At 70.7% G+C, this 16715-nt stretch carries 15 protein-coding genes; 6 read left to right on the top strand and 9 right to left on the bottom strand.

The genetic code is table 11. The features are described 5' to 3' along the window. A complete protein-coding gene (locus E5671_RS39895; RefSeq protein ID WP_160510719.1) occupies positions 1 to 672 on the bottom strand; it encodes a succinate dehydrogenase in 672 nt (223 codons plus the stop codon). Positions 673 to 804: 132 nt separating this feature from the next. On the opposite strand from E5671_RS39895, the gene E5671_RS39890 reads away from it, so the two are divergent. Further along, a complete protein-coding gene (locus E5671_RS39890) occupies positions 805 to 1683 on the top strand; it encodes a LysR family transcriptional regulator (RefSeq protein ID WP_160509095.1) in 879 nt (292 codons plus the stop codon). Between the two features lie 124 nt (positions 1684 to 1807). On the opposite strand, the gene E5671_RS39885 is transcribed toward E5671_RS39890, so the two are convergent. From E5671_RS39885 to E5671_RS39870, 4 genes are all read right to left on the bottom strand, one after another. After that, positions 1808 to 2557 (bottom strand): VOC family protein, encoded by a 750-nt coding sequence (locus tag E5671_RS39885; RefSeq protein ID WP_160509094.1) that lies wholly within the window; start codon positions 2555 to 2557, stop codon positions 1808 to 1810. A gap of 9 nt (positions 2558 to 2566) precedes the next feature. Continuing rightward, positions 2567 to 4702: a putative bifunctional diguanylate cyclase/phosphodiesterase gene (locus tag E5671_RS39880; RefSeq protein WP_160509093.1), complete on the bottom strand. Its 2136-nt coding sequence runs from the start codon at positions 4700 to 4702 to the stop codon at positions 2567 to 2569. Next, complete coding sequence (locus tag E5671_RS39875) at positions 4699 to 5511, bottom strand: SAM-dependent methyltransferase (RefSeq protein WP_160509092.1); 813 nt, start codon at positions 5509 to 5511, stop codon at positions 4699 to 4701. The genes E5671_RS39880 and E5671_RS39875 overlap by 4 nt, the downstream gene beginning before the upstream one ends. A 337-nt stretch (positions 5512 to 5848) precedes the next feature. After that, positions 5849 to 6868 (bottom strand): SCO0930 family lipoprotein, encoded by a 1020-nt coding sequence (locus E5671_RS39870; RefSeq protein WP_272902846.1) that lies wholly within the window; start codon positions 6866 to 6868, stop codon positions 5849 to 5851. Between the two features lie 658 nt (positions 6869 to 7526). Here E5671_RS39870 and E5671_RS47155 point away from each other — a divergent pair. Both E5671_RS47155 and E5671_RS39860 read left to right on the top strand, forming a co-directional pair. After that, the gene (locus E5671_RS47155; RefSeq protein WP_272902845.1) at positions 7527 to 7655 is read left to right on the top strand and encodes a hypothetical protein; all 129 of its coding nucleotides are present in this window, start codon (positions 7527 to 7529) and stop codon (positions 7653 to 7655) included. Between the two features lie 15 nt (positions 7656 to 7670). Then, positions 7671 to 8435, top strand: coding sequence for a bestrophin-like domain (locus E5671_RS39860; RefSeq protein WP_160509090.1), 765 nt, complete (start codon positions 7671 to 7673; stop codon positions 8433 to 8435). A 69-nt stretch (positions 8436 to 8504) separates the two neighbouring features. On the opposite strand, the gene E5671_RS39855 is transcribed toward E5671_RS39860, so the two are convergent. Next, positions 8505 to 9146 (bottom strand): HAD family hydrolase, encoded by a 642-nt coding sequence (locus E5671_RS39855; protein ID WP_160509089.1) that lies wholly within the window; start codon positions 9144 to 9146, stop codon positions 8505 to 8507. Between the two features lie 314 nt (positions 9147 to 9460). Here E5671_RS39855 and E5671_RS39850 point away from each other — a divergent pair, with 314 nt between their 5' ends. Next, entirely contained in the window at positions 9461 to 9679 is a 219-nt protein-coding gene (locus tag E5671_RS39850; RefSeq protein WP_160509088.1) for a hypothetical protein, read from the top strand. Between the two features lie 515 nt (positions 9680 to 10194). Continuing rightward, a complete protein-coding gene (locus E5671_RS39845) occupies positions 10195 to 10764 on the top strand; it encodes a PT domain-containing protein (RefSeq protein ID WP_160509087.1) in 570 nt (189 codons plus the stop codon). Between the two features lie 129 nt (positions 10765 to 10893). On the opposite strand, the gene E5671_RS39840 is transcribed toward E5671_RS39845, so the two are convergent. Beyond that, positions 10894 to 11394 carry a hypothetical protein gene (locus E5671_RS39840; protein ID WP_160509086.1) on the bottom strand — a complete coding sequence of 167 codons (501 nt, stop codon included), beginning with the start codon at positions 11392 to 11394 and terminating at the stop codon, positions 10894 to 10896. A gap of 350 nt (positions 11395 to 11744) precedes the next feature. Between E5671_RS39840 and E5671_RS39835 the strand changes: the two genes are divergently transcribed. Continuing rightward, positions 11745 to 12395: a class F sortase gene (locus E5671_RS39835; RefSeq protein ID WP_160509085.1), complete on the top strand. Its 651-nt coding sequence runs from the start codon at positions 11745 to 11747 to the stop codon at positions 12393 to 12395. A gap of 61 nt (positions 12396 to 12456) precedes the next feature. On the opposite strand, the gene E5671_RS39830 is transcribed toward E5671_RS39835, so the two are convergent. Together E5671_RS39830 and lysX are read right to left on the bottom strand one after the other, a co-directional pair. Further along, complete coding sequence (locus E5671_RS39830; protein ID WP_160509084.1) at positions 12457 to 13302, bottom strand: polysaccharide deacetylase family protein; 846 nt, start codon at positions 13300 to 13302, stop codon at positions 12457 to 12459. A 108-nt stretch (positions 13303 to 13410) separates the two neighbouring features. Further along, complete coding sequence (lysX, locus tag E5671_RS39825; protein ID WP_160509083.1) at positions 13411 to 16713, bottom strand: bifunctional lysylphosphatidylglycerol synthetase/lysine--tRNA ligase LysX; 3303 nt, start codon at positions 16711 to 16713, stop codon at positions 13411 to 13413. Positions 16714 to 16715 lie beyond the last annotated feature (2 nt).

Below are 16715 nucleotides of genomic sequence, written 5' to 3'. Positions count from 1 at the left end.
CTAGCTCACCACTCCGGTCATGACGGCCACGGGTACGACGACGAAGCCCGCCGTCAGGAACAGCGCGAGGCCATTGGCGATGATCTTGAGGGCGCGGTCACGGGTCGCCTTGCCCGCGCCGAGGGTCTGCGCGGCGCTCCAGAGCCCGTGACGGACGTGGAAGCCGAGGGCGACCACGGCGGCGATGTAGATGACGTTGCCGTACCACGTGGAGAACGTGTCGATGATGTTCTGGTACGGGTGCAGGTGCTCGTAGCCGCCGGGGTGCACGGTGCCGGTCGTCAGGTCGAGGATGTGCCAGACGATGAACAGGCCGAGGATGATCCCGCCCCAGCGCATCGTGCGCGTCGCGAAGCTCTTGCCCGCCTTCTTGTTCGCGTACTTGGTGGGGCGTGCCTTGATGTCGCGGCGGCTCAGCTGGTAGGCGGAGGTGGCGTGCGCGACCACTGCGGCCACGAGGACGACACGGATCAGCCAGAGCGTCCACTCGTAGTGCATGAAGGGCTCGCCGACCGTGCGCAGCCAGTGGGCGTAGTGGTTGATCTCCGCGGGCCCGAAGAAGATCTTCAGGTTCCCGATCATGTGGGCGATCAGATAGAGCAGCATGATCAGGCCGCTCACTGCCATCACTGTCTTCTTACCGACGGACGAGTCCCAGATCGTGCGCGTCATCGACGGCCGTCGGTCCGTCCGCGTTGCCAGAGCCATGGGACCGACGCTAAGGCCGAAAGTCCCGATCGGTCCAAGAGATGGATCAGCTCATCTCGATAGCGAGTGGCTATCATCGGTCGTATCCTGCCGTGTATGCAGTTCCAGCAGCTCCTCTACTTCGTCGCGGTGGCCGAGACCAGGCACTTCACTCGGGCCGCCGAGCAGGTGCACGTATCGCAGCCCTCGCTCTCCCAGCAGGTCCGTGCCTTGGAGAAGGAGCTGGGCGCCGAGCTGTTCAGCAGGGCCCGGGGGAACATCGCGCTGACCGACGCGGGCGAGGCTCTCCTTCCACTGGCCCGCCGGATCCTCGCGGACGCCGACACCGCGCGCATCGAGGTCCAGGAGCTGGCCCAGCTGCGCCGCGGGCGGATCCGCCTGGGGGCGACGCCCAGCGTCTGCACGGGCCTGCTGCCCGAGGTGCTTCGCGCCTTCCACGACCGCCACCCCGGCATCCAGCTACTCCTGGAGGAGGGCGGCTCCCACGATCTCGTACGGGAACTGGCGCGCGGCGCCCTGGATCTGGCCATCGTCGTGCTGCCGCTGCCGTCGCCGTCCCCCGCCCTGACCACCGTGGAGCTGCTCCGCGAGGACCTGGTCGTGGTGTCGTCACCGGACGTGCGCAAGTTCGGCGGCAAGTCGGTGCGCGTCGCGGATCTGGAGCGGGAGCGTCTCGTGATGTTCCGGCACGGCTACGACCTGCGGGAGCTGACGGTCGCCGCCTGCCGGGCCGAGGGGTTCGAGCCGGAGTTCGCGGTCGAGGGCGGCGAGATGGACGCGGTGCTCGGCTTCGTGCGGGCCGGGCTCGGGGTCGCGGTGGTGCCGCGGATGGTGGCCGAGCGCGCGGGCCGCGGCCTGCGGATGACACCTCTGGCCCGCCCGACGCTCCATCGGACCATCGCTCTGGCTCACCGAAGTGACGTGGCTCCGCCACGGGCTGCGCGGGAGCTGCAGAGGATGCTGTTGGAGCGGTGAGTTCTTGGCTGCCGGCCCGGTGGGGGCTGGCCGCGCAGTTCCCCGCGCCCCTACGGGGCGCTGGCTGAGCGCCCCGTAGGGGCGCGGGGAACTGCGCGCTCGGCCCCCACCGGGCCCGCAGGTGCTAGCGAGCGCGAGGCAGACCGCCGGTCTCGGGGTCCCGGATCGTCAGGCAATACGTGCCCCCCGCCGGGTCCCGCATCACGATCCAATGCGGCCCCCTCCGCAAGGCTTCGGCGCCAAGCCGCTCGTGCCGGACGCGGTCCGCGTCGAGGTCCGAGCAGGAGAAGTCCAGGTGCGCTCCGGGCAGCGCGTCCGAGTCGAGGCGCTGGAGCAGGATCCGCATCGGCAGCTCGGCGGCCGGCTCGACGAGGTGGAACTCCGGGCGGGAACCCGGGCGGTCGGACCACCCCGTGAAGGCGGGCCAGAAGGCCTTCTCCGCCTCGAACACCGCCGGCGGCACGTCGAGGCAGACCTGGTCGAGGCGGCTCGTGGTGCCGTCCGGCGCGACGAGCGGTGCGGGGCGGTCCTTCTCGCCCTGCCACGTCACGACACAGAACAGCTGTCCTCCCGGGGAGCGCATAACCTCCAGGCCCTCCTCGGCGAAGACGGGTGTGGCCCCCAGCTCGCGGGCGGCGCGCGCTCCTGCGGCGACGTCGTCCACCGCGAAGTCCAGATGCGCGCCACCGGAGCCCGCGACCGCCTGCGCCTTCAGACAGGCGTCGGCGCCCTCGTCCGGCAGCAGCGTCACGAACTGATCGGCGTCACCGCGGAACGCGGAGAGCCGCGTTCCCGTGACCGTCGTCCAGAACGCGCAAGCCCGCCCGAACCGGTCCGCGGGCCGGTCGACGAACGCGTACACCCAATGGATCATCGTGGAACCTCAGCTCGTCGCGTCGGCAAGCGCCAGCTCGTGCAGCTGGTCCGGCGGTCCTGGCCGTGCGTAGTACCAGCCCTGCGCCGTGTCGCACCCCAACTCTCGCAGCTGATCCGCCTGGGCGCCCGTCTCGACGCCCTCCACCGTGACCGCGAGGTCCAGGCTGTGGGCGAGCGCGACGATCCCCTCGACGATCTTCAGATCGACGGGGTCGGCCGGGAAGTGCTGCATGCCCTGCGTGAAGGAGCGGTCGAGCTTGAGGATGCTCACCGGCAGGCGGCGCAGATTGGCGAGGTTCGAGTAGCCCGTGCCGAAGTCGTCGAGCGCGATGTCCACGCCCATCTCGGCGAGCCGCCGCAGCGGCTTGAGCAGGTCGTCGTCGGCGCCGATCAGCGCGGACTCGGTGACTTCCAGGCACAGGGCGCCCGGTTCGAGCCCGGCGCGCTCCAGGATCTCCACCGTGTCCGAGACCAGGCCGGGGTGGTTCAGCTGCATGGGCGAGAGGTTCACGTTCACGCGCAGCGGCCCGGCGTCCTTGTGCCGTGCCTCCCAGGTGCGGGCCTGGCGTACCGATTCCTCAAGAACCCAGCGGCCGAGCGGCACGATCAGCCCGGTGTGCTCGGCGAGCGGGATGAACCGGTCCGGGCCGATGATGCCGTGCTGCGGATGCAGCCAGCGCACCAGCGCCTCGGCCCCGCGCACGCTGCCGTCACCCAGGTGCACCAGGGGCTGGTACTCGATGAAGAACTCGCCCCGCTCCAGGGCGGCGGGCAGCGCGGTGGTCAGGCCGTGCCGGGTGATGGCGCGGGCGTCGGCCTCGGGGTCGGCGAGCTCGAAGCGGTTGCCGCCCGCGGACTTCGCGCGGTACATCGTGATGTCCGCGCTGCGCAGCACCTCCGCCGCGCCACGCTCCCCTGCCGGGCCCTCGACGATGCCGATGCTGCCGCGCACGGTCAGTTCGCGGCCCTCGACGCGGATGGGCGTGGAGAGCGCGTGCATGATGCGCCCGGCGAGGTCGTCCACCTCGGCCTCGGTGTCGCGGCCCGTGGTCAGCGCCACGAACTCGTCACCGCCGAGCCTGGCGACCATCTCGCCGGGCGCCGTGGCGCAGGACTGGAGCCGGTCGGCGACCTCGACGAGGAGGCGGTCGCCCGCCGCGTGCCCGAGGCTGTCGTTGACGGTCTTGAAGCCGTCGAGGTCGAGGTAGCAGAGCCCGAACCGCGCGCCGTCGCCCGCCGCGAGGGCCTTCTCCAGGCGCTCGAAGAACAGGGTGCGGTTCGGCAGTCCGGTGAGCGCGTCGTGCGTGGCCTCGTAGCGAAGGCGCAGATTGAGCAGCCGGCGTTCGGTGGTGTCCTCCATCAACGCCAGTTGGTACTGCGGCACTCCGTCCGCGTCACGCAGCAGCGAGACCGTCAGGTTGGTCCACAGGGCGGTGCCGTCGGGGCGGTAGAAGGCCTTCTCCACGCGGTAGTGCTCGCGCTCCCCGCGCACCAGCTCCTCGTAGAGCTTCCATACGTGGGGCGAGTCGTCCGGGTGCGTCCACTCCGCGACGTTGCGTCCACGCAGCTGGCTCTCCAGGCCGCCGAACATGCGGATCAGCGCGTCGTTCGCCTCCAGGACCGTGCCCGTGAGGTCGGCGATGCCGATGCCGATCGCCGCGCCGTGGAAGACGGCACGGAAGCGTGCCTCGCTCGCGTGCAGGGCTTCGGCCACGGCGCTGCGGGCGTCCAGGGCCGCCCGGGATATCGCCTCCTGCTCGGCGAGTGTCCGCTCGCGAAGCGCTGCCGCGAAGCCCGCGGCCACGGCGTGCTGCAGGCGCGCGGACCGGGCCCGCAGCTCCTCCCGGGGGCCGTCGTCGCCGCAGTACAGGACGAGGTAGGCGTCCACGCAGTCGAGCGTGCGGCTCAGCGCCTCCGGGTCGGTGCAGTGCGTGCCGACGAGCGCCGCGCCGATCGCCTGGCCCTCGGCCGCGTCGAAGATCCGCTCGTGCAGCGCGGCACGCAACCTCCGGGCCAGCGGCACCAGTTGCTGCTCGAACTCGGGGCGGGTCAGCGAGGTCGCCGTCACCGGGAAGATGGCGCGGCTCCAGATGGTGGCGAACCTGCGCACTCTGTCCTCGGGCCCGTCGGGCTCCCCGCTCATGCCCTGCGCCCCACGCCGGCGAACCCGGAGAAGGCATAGGGGTCCTCCTCCTCGGGCGCGGTGTCGGGCCGCCAGCGCGGCATCGGCACGAGGCCGGGTTCCACCATGTCGTATCCCTCGAAGAACCGCGCGATCTCTTCGCGCGAGCGCATGATCAGTGGATTGCGTATGTCCTTGTAGACGCCGACGGCCTGACCGGCCTGCTCGGCGGGGATCGGCATCCCTTCGTACGAGGCGTGCGTGAGGGCGATCACGCTGCCGGGCGCGAGTGCGTCCCGCAGTTCGGCGACCGCTGTACAGGGATCGTACGCGTCCTCTACGAAATGCAGGACGGCGACGAGAAGAAGGGCCACCGGGCGGTCCAGGTCGAGCAGCGCCTCGACCTCCGAACTGCCCAGGATCTCCTGGGGTTTGCGCAGATCCGCGGCGACGACGGCCGTCTTCTCGTCACCGTCGAGCACGGCCCGGCTGTGCGCGACGGCCACGGCGTCGTGGTCGACGTACACCACGCGGCTCTCGGGATCCGCACGCCGCGCGACCTCGTGGACGTTGCCGAAGGTGGGGATGCCCGAACCGATGTCGAGGAACTGGGTGATGCCCTCGTCGACGGCGAAGCGCACCGCCCGGCGCATGAAGGCACGATTCGCCTGCATGATCTTGGGCAGCCCCGGCATGAACTCCATGGCCCGGCGGGCTGCGTCCCGGTCGACCTCGAAGTTGTGCGAACCGCCCAGGTAGTAGTCGTAGATGCGGGACACGCTGGGCATCGTGATGTCGATGCCCTGCGGGGCCCAGGCGGGACGCTCCATCAGGACTCCAAGACGTAGGCGAGACGAGCCGGTGTTCGAGGGTGAGGCTACTGATCGTCCGCCAAGGGAGCGAGTCAAAACGGAAATTGGCCGTCCGTTCTCGGTCACTGCCTGTGGCAAGTGCCGAATTTCAACCCAAAGAACCGGTCCGTTCCTTCCCCGGGAGGGGGGAAAGGAACGGACCGGTAGACCGTACGCGAGGTACTTCTGGCTGGCCCCCCTTCTTGGCTGAGTTCTTCTTCGCACTTGCCCTTCGGCGCCGGCTGCTTCTGTACCTCTATTTCCTGTACGTCTATTTCCCGTACGTCTGCTTCCTGTACGTCTGCTTCCTGTACGTCTACTTCGGGGCGCCGACAGGCTTTCCGTCAGGGCCGGCGGCGTACCAAGTGCCGCCCACGCCCTGCCCGTTGGTGTCGCCGGGCTTCTTGTCACCGGCGAAGGTGTACATCGGCCAGCAGTCGATCGTCTGCTGGCGCTGTCCGTCGGGGCGGTCGAAGACGACGAACCCCTTCTTGAGGATTCCCTTGGTGTCGTTCTTGTCGACGGGCGGAACCACCGGCCACTTCTCCAGACAGGCGCCGGTGCAGGCGGACTTCATGGGCCAGGCGGAGTCCTTCGTGAAGCGGTAGACGGTCATGCCGTTCTTGTCGACGACGATCTCCCCGAGCTTGGGGTCCTTGCGGGTGGAGAGCCCTGCCGGGTCGACGGGAGCCGTCTCGGCGGGAGGTTCGGCCTCTTCGGCGGGGGGCTCGGCCTCTTCGGCGCCGGGCGCGGCCTTCTTGCCGTCGGGGGCGGCCGCGTACCAAGTGCCGCCCACGCCCTGGCCCTTGGCGTCGCCGGCCTTGGTGTCCTTGGCGTACCGGTACATCGGCCAGCCGTCGATGGTCAGCTGCTTGCTGCCGTCGGAGCGGGTCACCTCGCCGAGCAGGGACTTGTCGACGCCGGGTGCGGCGGCCGCGCCGTCGGGTGACACGACGGGCCAGGTCGTGGCGCAGGCGCCGTCACAGTTCGACTTGGGGGGCTGGGCGGTGTCCTTGTCGAAGCGATAGAGCGTGAAGCCCTCGCTGTCGGTGACCACCTCGCCGAGCTTCTTGCTGTCCCAGACAGCGAGCTGACCGGCGGCTTTCGCCTTCCCCGCCCCCTCCTTCGCGTCGCCCGCGCCGGCGCCGTATCCGTCGCTCCCTGCCCCGTATCCGTCCGACTTGGCCGGGGCCTGGTTGCCGACGTTCTGTCCGTTCGGCGACTGGTCCCCCTTGTCCTGACCGCACGCCGTCGTCAGCGCCAGCATGGCCGCAGCTGTCGCTACGAGCGAGGCGCTCCGCCAGGCCCGGGGGGAACCCCCTGATGGGTGCAGCATGTGTAACTCCCGCTGTTGCTTGGGGTGTCGAGCCGCTGAGTGCGACACGCATGGCCCTAGGTACGGGTGGGAACGGCTGGTGCGTTCAACCGGCCTTCAAGATTCTTTTGTTCGTCAAGCTGGCGCCCGGCGTCTCCTCCCTTCGGGTCACAGGAGGCCCGCATCGGCGTGGCAGGGCGACATGCTGCCCATGATCCCTGTCGTGCATGGATCCACTAGGGCCTCGTCCGGCCTGGTCACACGCTTACTGGCGCTTCTGGTGCTGGCCTGGCTGCTCGGTGCGCCGACGGCCGCGGCGGCACCGGCAACCGCCTCCGCCGCCGCGCCCGCTGCCGCGCCCGCCGACAACTGCGCCTATGCCTCGATCGGTGACGGGCCCGGCGGTGACGCGGTGGCTGTCTCGGGCGACGGAGTGGTCTGCAGTGCGGGCCCCACGCGCCCTCCGAAGCCTCCACCTCCACCGCCTCCACCACCTCCACCGCCCGCTCCGGCTCCACCGCCCCGCCCTGAGCCACCGGCGCCGGAGCCTCCTCCTCCCCCGCCACCGCCACCGCCCGCGCGCCCGGCCCCTCCTGAGCCCGCGCCGCCGCCACCGCCGCGTCCGAGCCCGAAGCCGAAGCCGACCCCCACTGCCCCCGCCAAGGTCACGCCGTCGCCGGTGAGTTACCCCTCGTACCGCATCACGCCGCGCAAGACGCCGCCCCGCGGCGGCCCGTCCCTGGTCTCGCTCACCCTGCTCGTCACCGCGCCCGCGGTGCTCGCCGTCGCCGCGCTGCGGCCGCGCTGAACCGTCGGAGGTCCCATGTCGGAATGGCTTGTTCTCACCCTCGCGATGGCGGCCGCGTGCGGCGTCGTCCTCCTCGTCACCTTCCTGCGGCACCGCAGGACGAGCCCGGATTACGACGCTTCGGAGACTCCGGACGTCATCGAGTACATGACGATGATGATCGGCGTGGTGTACGCCATCGTCCTCGGTCTGGCCATCGCCGGCGTCTGGGAGGCCCGCAGCGTCGCCCAGGACCATGTGCACAGCGAGGCCCAGGCGTTGCACGAGGTGTCCGAGCGTGCGCGGGTCTACCCCGCTGACGTCCGCGAACGCATCCGTACGGACGTGCACGCGTACGTCAGCCATGTCGTCACCACCGAGTGGGACGTCATGGCCGACCGCGGCGAACTCACCGACCGCGGCTCCCAACTCCTCTCCCGCGTACGCCACGAAGTCACCGACTACGAGCCCAAGTCCGACTTCGAGGCCCAGGCGTACCAGCCGCTCGTCGACGCGGTAGCGGCCGCGGCCGACGCGCGCAGCTCCCGTGGCGACAGCGCCGGGGCCACCATGCCTGGTGTGGTCTGGTTCGGTCTGATCACGGGCGGTCTCGTCACCGTCGGCATGATCTTCGCGCTGCAGATCCGCCGCACTCCACGCGAACTCATCCTCGCGGGTCTCTTCTCGGCCTTGATCGCCTTCCTGCTCTTCCTCATCTGGGACTTCGACGCCCCCTACAGCCGGGGCATCGCGGCGACCCCGGAGCCGTTCCGCGCGCTGTTCGACAACCTGGGCAGATGAAGGAAGTGCGGCCCCACCCTCAAGTGCAGGGCGGGGCCGCAACTCTGCCCCTCACTCTCACTCTCGCTCTCACTCAGCGGTGATCGACGCGACCTGGGTGAGGGAGGCGATCCGCCAGTCCGCGGCGTCGACGAGGGTCGGGTCGTCGGCCCACCAGTACCCCCAGGGCCCGCGCCGGATGTGCGCGGCCCTCAACCCGGCAGCTTTCGCCGGGTAGATGTCGTTCGCGGGGTGGTCACCGACGTACAGCGTCTGCTCCGGCGCGGCCTGGGCCACCTCGATCACCCTGGCGAAGAACGACGGATCCGGCTTCGCCACGCCCCACTCCCCCGAGGTGACGACGAGGTCGGCGGGCAGATCCAGGTCACGCAGCAACTCGCCCACGCGCGACGTCTGGTTCCCCGCGATGACGACGCGCAGCCCCTGCTTGCGCAGCCCGCCGAGAGCGGGGCGCACATCGGGGTAGAGGTCGGTCTCGGCCAGGTACTCACCGCGCCCCGCGGCCTCGCGGGCGTGATAGGCGGCGGCGACGTCTATGTCCGGGCTCAGCAGCCGCAGCGCTTCGGCGTTGTCGCGGCCCCGCGTGACGACACCTCCCACGAGCGCGGAGACAGTGTGGCGGGGCACACCGAGCCAATCGGCCCAGGACGCCCAGTAGCGGTCATCTTTGGTGAGGGTCTCCCCCACGTCGAACACGACGGTCTCAATCATCAAGCCCAGCCTATGGGCCCACGACACGGGACCGGCCGCCTGACCCGCGGCTCGCGCACCCCGCTCTCCGACCTGGACGTCGTGGTGGTGCTGGTCGGCGAGCGGGATCCGTCCCGGCCAAGTTCGTGCGGGCGGAGATTCCGCGGCGGTGCTCGCCCTACCGTTCATCGTCACCGAGATCGCCCGCCGGACCGCCGAGTTCGTGCTCTTGCGTACGGGGGCGTGGCTGCTGCCCCCGGCTCCGCGCCCCCGGCTTCGCACACTGGTCCGTAAACCATGCTGCGCGGCGGCTCCGCGCGGCGCACTCTGGTGGCATGACCTGGCAGACACCCATCATCGTCCACCCGCCCGCTCCCGACGGCGGACGGCGGGTCACCGTGCGCGGGCAGGCCGTCGGCGTCGCGCGGGACGACCGCGACCTGGTGGAGTTCCTGCGCCGCGCGGGTCTCGGCGACGCGGACATGGCCCTCGACGACCCCCACCTCGTGGAGTGGCGGGGCGGCGGGGCACATGTGTGGGCGAAGGGTTCCTGAGCCACCTGCGGACGCGGGCCCGCAGGGGCAGCTGCAGCGGGGCCGGATTTGTCTTCCGGGAAGGCGAGTTGGGCACGCCCCTGGGCGTGATTGAGGAGACCCCCGAGGCCATAGGGCTGCTCACTGCGCGGCCTTCGGCCAGGGGCGGAGAGGGCATCCGCAAGGCAGTCACCCCGCCCCGGCACCGACGGCGGCTGCGTACCGGACGACACCTGTGAGCACTCCGGAACGACCCGGCAGGCGACCGCAAGGCCCATCAGCCGTCGGCCCGGCCCGCCCAGTCCACCCGGCCCGCCCGCCCCCCAGCCCCTCTACACGCCCCACCCCCGTCCGCCCCTCACCACCCCCACGACACCCCGCCCCGTTCCCCTGTCCGGCCCACACCGTTGCCCCGTTCGCGCGGCTGCGATCGCGGGGGCGCTGCTGTCTGCTTAGCGTTTCCGGCATCGAGGTGCATATCAGGTGAAAGCGGAAGAAGGTCCGCGGCTGCTCCTCGGGTACCCGGAGGAATCATCATGCGTGCGATACGCGTCGCCTCGGCCGCTCTTCTCGCCGCCACCACCCTGACCCTCACCGCCACCACCGCTTCGACGGCCGTCGCGGACGAGACCGACACGAACAACAACATCACCTCGTTCGGCTTCCGCGTCACCCCGTCCACGATCGCCGCCGGCGGCCAGGTCATGCTCAGCGTGGACGGCTGTGAAGGCGACGCCAAGGTCACCTCCGGTGTCTTCGACGACGCCCACATCCCCAAAGGGCAGAATTCCGTCTCCGCGATGGTCTTCCAGGACGCCAAACCGGGCGCGATGTACGAGGTGACCTTCGACTGCAAGGGCGAGACGGGGACCACGGACCTCACCATCGCCACGGGCCGCCCCACCCATCAGCCCACGCATCAGCCCACGCATCAGCCCACGCATCACCCCACCGCCCCGGTCCGCCACGGAGTCAAGGCCGGCGTCGGCGGCAGCCTCGGCGGGCTCGATCTGCACGAGATCGCCCTCGGCGGCGCCCTGATCGTGGGCACCCTCGGCACCGCGTACTACTGGACGCGCCGCCGCAGCGGGGACGGCAACTCCTGACCCCACGAACCGCCGCCCGACCGGCGCGGAAGGGGGGACGCGCCGGTCAGGGAGGCGGAACGGTTCACACCCGGCGTGCGGGCACCCCGACGTGCGAGTGACGGGCGTGCCGGCAGCGGGGACGTACGGTCAGAGGCCGCGCTCCGCGTTCTCCGAACGGCGGCGCATCCAGAACACCCCGCCGCCGACCAGCGCGACCGCCACCAGCGCCCCGCCGATCGCCATGTCGGTGCCGGTCGCCCCGGCGTTGCTGCTGCCGCCGAGACCACCGCGGACACCACCGTGGATGACGGTGAACGCGTCGGGCTTGGTGAGGGTCTTGCCGCCGCAGTGCACGGTGATGCTGTGGGCCCCGGGGCTGGCGTGGTGGTAGACCATGGGGTTCGCGCTTGCCGTGCCGCCGCCCATGGTCTTCAGGTTCGTGTCGGGGAAGGCGTTCGACGTGACCTTGCTGCCCGGCGTGTGGCAGGCCGTGCCGTCGACCGTGACCGTCAGCTGCCCCCCGCGGGGGATCACGCTCGGCATGGCGACGATGTTGGACGGATCGGCCCAGGCCGATGCCGTCGGGGCGGCGAGCCCGACGACGGCACCCGCGGTGACTGCGACCGCGAGGGCACGAGTGGTGCGCATACGAGAAGTACGCATGTGATTCCTCCGCGGAAGACGCCCCGGGGTAACCGTCCCCGGTCGATCGGCGAGAGCGCCTCCCAAACAGACCCTCAGTTGCCGTGCACAGACCCGCATTTCGACGCTCGGCCGTCCTGGTGAGGCGACACGCCGAAGCGCGAACGCACAAGCCGATATTGCCGCAGGTCACGGACCGTCAGAAATTTCCTGCCGCCCACGACTCATATGGCGCATGCCCGGTATGGGCGCCACCCGTTCGCTCCCGCTCTGTCGCCCGTCACGCGCGCCGCGCTTAGCGTTCTTGTACGCGCAACGGACGCGGTTCGAATGCCGCGTTGAGAGGGGATCAGAGAATGCCTTTGTCCCACCCGGCCGATGAAGAGGAACCGCAGCGGAAGCGCGCGCCCTGGGGCGCGATGGCGCTGGTTCTGCTGACCGGCCTCGCGCTGATCCGGAATGGCTCAGGGGAATTCGACGTGGGCCCGCCCCAGCCGGAGTCGGCCGCCGCGGCGGACCAGGCGCCCGATGGGAAGGCTGTCACGCCGCTGACGTTCTCCCCCGCCGAGCGCGTGGGGATCAAGGGCATCCGGGTGGACGCGCCGGTCATGCCGGTCGGACTCGACGAGGACGGGTGGGTGGACGCACCGCCGCCGGAGGACCCGAACCTCGCCGGCTGGTTCACCGGAGCCGTCTCGCCGGGCGAGAAGGGCACGTCCGTCATCGTCGGCCATGTGGACAATCAGCAGGGTCCCGCCATCTTCTACGGCCTTGGCTCACTGAAGAAGGGAAATCGCGTCGAGATCCTGCGCAGGGACCGCAAGACCGCGGTTTTCGAGATCTATGGAATCGAAGTGTTCGAGAAGAACAATTTCCCGGGAAGTCGCGTCTACAAGGACAAGGGAGCTCCGGAACTGCGCGTCATCACCTGCGGTGGCGGATTCTCCAAGCAGTCCGGATACGACGGGAACGTAGTCGCTTTCGCCCGCCTGGTGGACGTGCGCTGACGGTGAATCCGTCGGCGGAACACGGCGCCTGGCGGGCGAAATGCCGTCCTGAATCCACGTCCTACGTGGGGTAGCGGCTCGGCACGGTGATCCGGTATCCCGAATCGATGAGTTCCGGGAGATACGTCCGCAGCGCCTCGACGCTCTGGGAGCGGTCGCCGCCCGCGTCGTGCGAGAGCACCACGACTCCGGGCCCCGCCCCGGCCCGTACGCGCCGGATGATCGTGCCCGTGCCCGGCTCGGTCCAGTCCAGGGTGTCCACGGTCCAGGCGAGCGGCTCCATGCCCAGGTCGGCGCCCAGCTGGAAGGCGTTGCGGTTCCAGGCTCCGTAGGGGGCGCGGAACCAGGCGGGGGGTTCGCCCACGGCGTCCTCGACGACCTCGCAGGTGCGCTCGATCTCCTCTCGCATCGCGCTCCGGCTCATCTTCGGAAGCAGTGGATGCGTATAGGTGTGGTTGCCGATCAGATGCCCGTCGTCGGCCATCTCGCGCAGCAGGTCCTTGTTGTCGACGGCCATCTCGCCGCAGACGAAGAACATCGCGCGGACGTCGTACCGGCGCAGGGTGCTCAGGATGCCCGGCGTGTAGCGGGGGTCGGGTCCGTCGTCGAAGGTGAGCACCATGGTGCGTTCCTGCCCGTCCATGCGCAGGATCGGCTCTCTGCGCACACGGGGCCGGGTCCTTGCGGCATCTGGCGGGCCGTAGCCCGCCATGGGCTGGAGGCGGTACGCGGAGGGCTTGAGGGCGCGTGCGGCGGGCGGGCCACCGGCCGCCGCGCCGCTGGGAGCCGTGGGGCCTGGCGCGGGGGTCCGCTCCGTACCCGCGCAGCCGGCGGTCGCGGCCAGACCGAAGACAGCGGCGGCGCGCAGGAGTGCGCGCCGCCCTGGAGTCATCTGATCCTTTTTCATTACTAATCCGTCGCATGGCGGAAGGCCAGGGAGGATCACCAACACCACGGCGGGCCGCGAAAGCACCCGATGGGACCAGCAGCAGCGAGAGGGAGCGACCGAGGGGGATCAGCGGCGGCGTACGAGAGGGAAGGGCAGCGTCTCCCGGATCGTCAGGCCGGTGAGGAACATGACGAGCCGGTCGACGCCGATGCCGAGACCTCCGGTGGGCGGCATCGCGTACTCCAGGGCGTCCAGGAAGTCCTCGTCCAGCTCCATGGCCTCCGGGTCTCCCCCGGCGGCGAGCAGCGACTGCGCGGTGAGGCGCCTGCGCTGCTCGACGGGGTCGGTCAACTCCGAGTAGGCGGTGCCCAGTTCGGTACCGAAGGCGACGAGGTCCCAGCGCTCGGCGAGGCGCGGGTCGGTGCGGTGCTGGCGGGTCAGCGGCGAGACGTCGGTCGGGAAGTCCTTGTAGAAGGTGGGCAGCGTCGTCCTCTCCTCGACAAGCCGCTCGTACATCTCCAGTACGACGTCACCGCGGCCGTCCTCGGGCTTGTACGGGACGTCCGCGCGGTCGCAGAGCTGGTGCAGTCCCGGCAGCGGGGTGTCCGCGTCGACCTCGTCGCCGAGCGCTTCGGAGATCGCGCCGTAGACCGTCTTGACCGGCCAGGGGCCGGAGATGTCGTGCTCGGTGAGCCGCCCTTCCGCGTCGGCCTTGCGGGCGACGGGCGCGCCGAAGGCGGCGGTGGCCGCGCCCTGGATGAGCTCGCGGGTGAGGTCGAGCATCACGTCGTAGTCGGCGAACGCCTGGTAGGCCTCCAGCATCGTGAACTCGGGGTTGTGCTTGTAGCTCACCCCTTCGTTGCGGAAGGTGCGGCCCATCTCGAAGACCTTCTCCATGCCGCCGACGCAGAGCCGCTTCAGGTACAGCTCGGGGGCGATGCGCAGATAGAGGTCGAGGTCGTAGGCGTTGATGTGGGTGGTGAACGGGCGGGCGTTGGCGCCGCCGTGGATCTGCTGGAGCATCGGGGTCTCGACCTCCAGGTAGCCGCGGTCCAACAGCCCCTGCCGCAGGGCCTGTACGGCGGTGGAGCGGGCCCGGACGACGTCACGGGCTGCGGGGCTTGCGACCAGGTCGAGGTAGCGGCGGCGGACCTTGGCCTCGGGGTCGGCGAGACCGCGGCGCTTGTCGGGCAGCGGGCGCAGACACTTGCCGGTGAGCTGCCAGGCGGTGACGAAGACGGTGAGCTCGCCCTGGTCGCTGGCGCCGACCGTGCCGGTGGCCGTGATGTGGTCGCCGATGTCCGTGCCGGAGGTGAAGCGGTCCAGGACGTCCGGGCCCGACCGGTCGCGGGTCAGGGCGAGTTGGCGGTCGCCGGACCAGTCGCGCAGGACGGCGAAGACGACCCCGCCGAAGTCGCGTACGAGCATGACGCGACCCGCGACCGTGACTTCCTCCCCCGTCAGGGCGGGCGTCACGGCGGCGAGGGTGTGGGTGCGCGGCGGGAGGCCCACGGGGTAGGGGTCGACGCCGTCGGCGCGCAGCCGGTCGAGCTTGCGGTGGCGTACGCGGACCTGGTCGGGGAGCGCGGCCGTCGGGTCGGCGTCCGCGGTCTCCCCGTGGCCCGCGAGGCCGAGGGCGGAGATCGGCGGGAGGCCCTCCGTGCTCGCGGGCTTGGTGACGCCCTTGGACCGCCGGCCCTTGCCCCAGAGCTTGCGCAGCGAGGGCACGGAGACGAAGCCCTCGGCGATGCCCGACGCGAGGCTGATCCGGGCGAGGGCTCCGGCGTCGCCGTAACAGATGAAGCGGGGGTACCACTCGGGGTGGTACTTGGCGTTGGAGCGGTAGAGCGCTTCGAGCTGCCACCACTTGGAGAAGAAGAGGAGCAGCTTGCGCCACAGCCGCAGGACGGGACCGGCGCCGATGCGGGCGCCCTCCTCGAAGACCGAGCGGAACACGGCGAAGTTCAGGGAGATGCGGCGCACTCCGAACTTGCCCGCGCCCGCGCAGAGTTCGGCGACCATGAACTCCATGACGCCGTTGGGCGCGGTCGCGCGGTCGCGGCGCATCAGATCCAGGGAGATGCCGTCCTTGCCCCAGGGGACGAGGGAGAGCAGGGCGAGGAGCCGGCCGTCGGCGTCCAGGGCCTCGACCAGCAGGCAGTCGCCGTCCTCGGGGTCGCCGAGGCGGTCGAGCGCCATCGAGAAGCCGCGCTCGGTCTCGGTGTCCCGCCAGGCGTCCGCCTTGTCGATGATCTCCTCCATCTCCTCGTCGGTGAGGGTGGAGTGACGGCGGATACGGGTGGTGGCGCCGGTGCGGCGGACGCGGTTCACCGCCTGGCGGGTGACCCGCATGTCGCGGCCGTCCAGATCGAAGCCCGCGACGTGCAGGATGGCCTCGTCGCCGAGCTGGAGCGCGCCGAGCCCGGAGCGGGCGTACGCGGTGGCGCCCTCCTCGGACGCGCCCATGACGGCGGGCGCCCAGGCGTACTGCCGGGCCACGTCCAGCCAGGCCCCGATCGCGCGCGGCCAGGCCTCGCGGTCGCCGACGGGGTCGCCGCTTGCCAGGCAGACGCCCGCCTCGACGCGGTAGGTGACGGCGGCCTTGCCGCTGGGCGAGAAGACGACGGCCTTGTCGCGCCGGGTGGCGAAGTAGCCGAGCGAGTCCTGAGCGCCGTATGTGCCAAGGAGCGCACGGATGCGGGGTTCCTCGTCGCCGTGCAGGGCGGCTTCCATGCGCTGGGAGCGGAAGAGGGCCGCGGCGGCGTTCAGGAGGGCGAGGGCGCCGAAGAGGCCGAGCCAGAAGTGCAGGGTGCGCGGTGGCCTGCCGTCGAAGTAGTCGTGGCCTGTGAAGAGCCCGCCGCAGACGCGGTTCGCCGCCCACGGCAGGGCCTCGGCGCGCGGCAGCGTACCCGGGAAGAGCGCGACGAGCCCCCAGCCGGCCAGGATCGCCACGGCGAGGCCCGCGACAAGCACGAGGACGGCCCGCAGGACCGCGCCGCGGCGTGAGTCGGCGGAGAACTCCTTGCGGGCCAGGACCAGGAGGACGAAGGCGGCACCGCAGACGATCAGCGAGGGGATCGAGTCCGCCCAGAAGCCGAGGGCGATACCGAGTACGTCGAAGGCGAGGAGAAGCCCCAGATAGATGATGACGAGCCACCACGCGACCTTCTTGCGGGCCGCTGTCGCCGCGGCGAGCAGGAAGAGGAAGACGGCGTACGCGAGGTTCGGGCTGACCGGAACCGTGAGGAGGTCCAGTACGCGGACCACCGGGCGCAGAAGGTGGCGCAGCGGGGCGATGACCGCGAGGGTCGCGCAGAAGAGGCCCAGCGCGCCGAAGAAGGCGGCGAATCCTTCCGGCACCCGTCCGAGGAAACGGTCTCTCGCGCCCTGCGGTGGCGCGGTGCGGGGGCTCTCCACGCTGGTGCTCATGG

Origin of the sequence: Streptomyces sp. BA2, from assembly GCF_009769735.1 — a bacterium.
Taxonomy (GTDB): Bacteria; Actinomycetota; Actinomycetes; order Streptomycetales; family Streptomycetaceae; genus Streptomyces.
This window is presented reverse-complemented; position numbering and strand designations above follow the sequence as displayed.